Origin of the sequence: Bacteroides sp. OF03-11BH (genome assembly GCF_003604005.1) — a bacterium.
GTDB lineage: Bacteria > Bacteroidota > Bacteroidia > Bacteroidales > Bacteroidaceae > Bacteroides > Bacteroides ovatus.
This window is the reverse complement of sequence record NZ_QTMW01000107.1, coordinates 1-2,626: the sequence shown is the minus strand read 5'-3', so window position 1 is coordinate 2,626 and position 2,626 is coordinate 1. Positions and strand designations below refer to the sequence as shown.

The window sequence follows — 2,626 nt, the reverse complement described above, 5'->3', positions numbered from 1 at the left end:
GGCACTTAGACGATACTGACACCGTATAACAAAAAGTTATAGCTCGGAGAATCCGGGCTTTTTTTATAAACAATTAAAATTAAAGATTATGGAAAAGAAAGAAGAACTTTTAGAAAGACTAGTGAATGAATTTGCAGCGTACAATAGATTAACTGCTGTTAGAATTGCAAAAGAGAATTTAGATTGTTGGGGGAAAACTAATGAAGAAATGGCGAAAGAGATGAAATCTTCATCAGAAAGAATCCTTAAATGGGGGTATTCAACCGATGAAGATTTTCCTCTTGACCCGCCAAGAATAACAACTGTAAAAATTACATCATGCTCAAAAAACTTGGTTGAGTAATGTTTCCTTATTAAAAAACATAATATACCCACAATATGTACACTCAATTTTGATATTATCTTTTGATATATCAATCTTATCGAAATAATTTCGTTTAATTTCTGCTGCGTTATCTATAGGAATACCACTGGGGTGATAGTAAGGCAGTATTGATCTTTTACATATTGAACATAAAGCACCTTTCAATTTTAGTTCAATTTCATCACTTTGTTTTTTATCCATTTTTTATCATTTTAAAGGTTGATACTATCTGCAAATGTACTGCTTATAAACTATAAGCAGTACATTGCTCTATATGTTGTATAAGAATGTTCTTTAGCATCCTTGCGAAAAACTTCCTTGAAAATATATTGCAAATCACTTGCTAATATCGTTGATTTTTAGTATATTTGGATAGCTAAAAATTTGACGTTATGAAAACTGATTTTACTCTTTTAACTCTCTATGAGAACTTTCCCGATGAAGAAAGTTGTATCAGGTATTTTGAGATGATGCGTTGGGGAGATAAGGTAATTTCTCCTTTTGACCCGACATCTAAAGTGTACAAATGTAGTAATGGGAAATACAAATGCAAGAATACTGGACGATACTTTGATGTAAAAACCGGAACTGCATTTGCTAAAACTAAGATGCCAATGAGAAAATGGTTTTCTGTGATGATGTTACTATTAACTCATACAAGAGGGATTTCTTCCTGCCAAGTTGCTTCAATATTAAAGATTAAGCAAAGAACAGCGTGGGGAATGATGCAGAAAGTTAGACAATATATGTCTATGGAAAACAACCATAAATTATCCGGTGAAGTAGAAATAGACGAAACATTTGTAGGTGGTAAAAACAAGAATCGTCACAAAGATAAGAAAGTAGAGAAATGTCAGGGACGTAGCTATAAGGATAAAGTTCCTGTATTCGGAATACTTGAAAGAGGTGGTAAAGTTATTGCCAAAGTTGTTCCCAATACACAAGCTAAAACTATAGTTCCGATTATCAAAGAAAAAGTTGAATTAGGTAGTGTTGTTTATACTGATGGTTGGGATTACAGTGGACTGCATGGGAAGTATGTACAAAGGTCAGTAGACCATGAAAAACATTTCTATGGTACGACCTATGCAACAGATGAAGGTGAGATAATCGTTGTTAGTACGAACGGTATCGAAAATGTGTGGTCGCATTTCAAGAGAATGATATTTGGGATATACTATCATGTAAGCAAAAAATATATGCAGAGGTATATTGACGAATATATTTTCCGATTTAATACTCGAAATTTTACCGATTCTCAAAGATTTAATTTACTTTTGCGTAATGCAGCTTAGTTATGGGAAAGAAAAAGAAACAAGAAATAGACCTAAGTAACATTAAAACAGTGAGGTTAGAGATTAACTTTTCTGTTCCTAAAGAACAGTTCGATGAACTGCTCCGAAAGATGGCGCACATTGCGGAAGGGAAAACACCGGATCAAGTCGAAGATGAGAAAGATAAAGACAAGGAGGAAAAGAAGAAGGAGTAACAGTTTGTAATTTATGAAGTTATTCTTATATTTGCAGCGTATCATCGAATAGATGGTACGCTTTTTTGTATATAATAGCTCAATCGTCCCTGAATCACCACCTCGAGAATGAACGAGTTATATATTACACACGTTGAGGAATCCGCATAGACGCAGATTTCTTGCTCGGTGTGTAATGGCTTGTGGTGAGCCAAGGGACGTGAAGCAATTATCTGCGTCTTTTCATATACTGGCGTATGGTTATTGCTAATAGACTGGAAACATTATTATTTAGTATTAACCAATAAAACGCAAAACATTATGGAGTCATTTGAAAAATCACAGTATTTAGGTTTAGAAATTCAAAAAGAGAAAAATCTGAAAGTGTTTTCTAAAATAGCACTTATTATTTCATTAATAGGAAATGCTATTTGTGTATTTGGAGCTTTAATGATAGGTGCAAAAAACATTTTACAGAAGAGCTTTTTACCCTCATTATGGTAGGCATAATAGGAACGATAGTTAGTTTATTAGTCTACTTTTTTATAATGGTGATAATAGAAATATCACTAAATCTCAAAATTAGAATTTATAATTTAGCACAGAAATAAAACAATAGAAGTTTGTAAATTAATAAATAAATTGCTATCTTAGCAGTCGAAAAAGAAACAGGCTCTTTCCAGTTAACACCAACTAGAAAGAGCTTTTTTATTAACTAATTAAAATGCATATAGACGGTAGCTATAACTAAAAATTATAATAATAATTTGTGGTGTCGGTATCGTCTAAGTGCC

At 32.7% G+C, this 2,626-nt stretch carries 5 protein-coding genes; 4 read left to right on the top strand and 1 reads right to left on the bottom strand.

The window, feature by feature from the left end:
- The first annotated feature begins 88 nt into the window (after nt 1-88).
- Complete coding sequence (locus DXA54_RS27795) at nt 89-343, top strand: hypothetical protein (RefSeq protein ID WP_008648583.1); 255 nt, start codon at nt 89-91, stop codon at nt 341-343.
- On the opposite strand, the gene DXA54_RS27790 is transcribed toward DXA54_RS27795, so the two are convergent.
- The gene (locus tag DXA54_RS27790) at nt 323-565 is read right to left on the bottom strand and encodes a hypothetical protein (protein WP_032853016.1); all 243 of its coding nucleotides are present in this window, start codon (nt 563-565) and stop codon (nt 323-325) included. The two genes, DXA54_RS27795 and DXA54_RS27790, sit on opposite strands and share 21 nt — an antisense overlap.
- Before the next feature lie 191 nt (nt 566-756).
- Between DXA54_RS27790 and DXA54_RS27785 the strand changes: the two genes are divergently transcribed.
- The 3 genes from DXA54_RS27785 (at nt 757) to DXA54_RS27775 (ending at nt 2,336) form a co-directional block, all read left to right on the top strand.
- Nucleotides 757-1,659, top strand: a complete 903-nt coding sequence (locus tag DXA54_RS27785; RefSeq protein WP_008652042.1) for an IS1595 family transposase — start codon at nt 757-759, stop codon at nt 1,657-1,659.
- Nucleotides 1,660-1,661: 2 nt separating this feature from the next.
- Nucleotides 1,662-1,853: a hypothetical protein gene (locus DXA54_RS27780; protein ID WP_008652035.1), complete on the top strand. Its 192-nt coding sequence runs from the start codon at nt 1,662-1,664 to the stop codon at nt 1,851-1,853.
- A gap of 300 nt (nt 1,854-2,153) precedes the next feature.
- On the top strand, nt 2,154-2,336 hold the full coding sequence (locus tag DXA54_RS27775; protein WP_032853014.1) for a hypothetical protein: 183 nt from the start codon (nt 2,154-2,156) through the stop codon (nt 2,334-2,336).
- Nucleotides 2,337-2,626: the final 290 nt, after the last annotated feature.

Bases quoted from the DNA above. Each gene is read 5' to 3' on its own strand.
- DXA54_RS27795 (WP_008648583.1), top strand. From the start codon at position 89: ATGGAAAAGAAAGAAGAACTTTTAGAAAGACTAGTGAATGAATTTGCA.
- DXA54_RS27790 (WP_032853016.1), bottom strand. From the start codon at position 565: ATGGATAAAAAACAAAGTGATGAAATTGAACTAAAATTGAAAGGTGCT.
- DXA54_RS27785 (WP_008652042.1), top strand. From the start codon at position 757: ATGAAAACTGATTTTACTCTTTTAACTCTCTATGAGAACTTTCCCGAT.
- DXA54_RS27780 (WP_008652035.1), top strand. From the start codon at position 1,662: ATGGGAAAGAAAAAGAAACAAGAAATAGACCTAAGTAACATTAAAACA.
- DXA54_RS27775 (WP_032853014.1), top strand. From the start codon at position 2,154: ATGGAGTCATTTGAAAAATCACAGTATTTAGGTTTAGAAATTCAAAAA.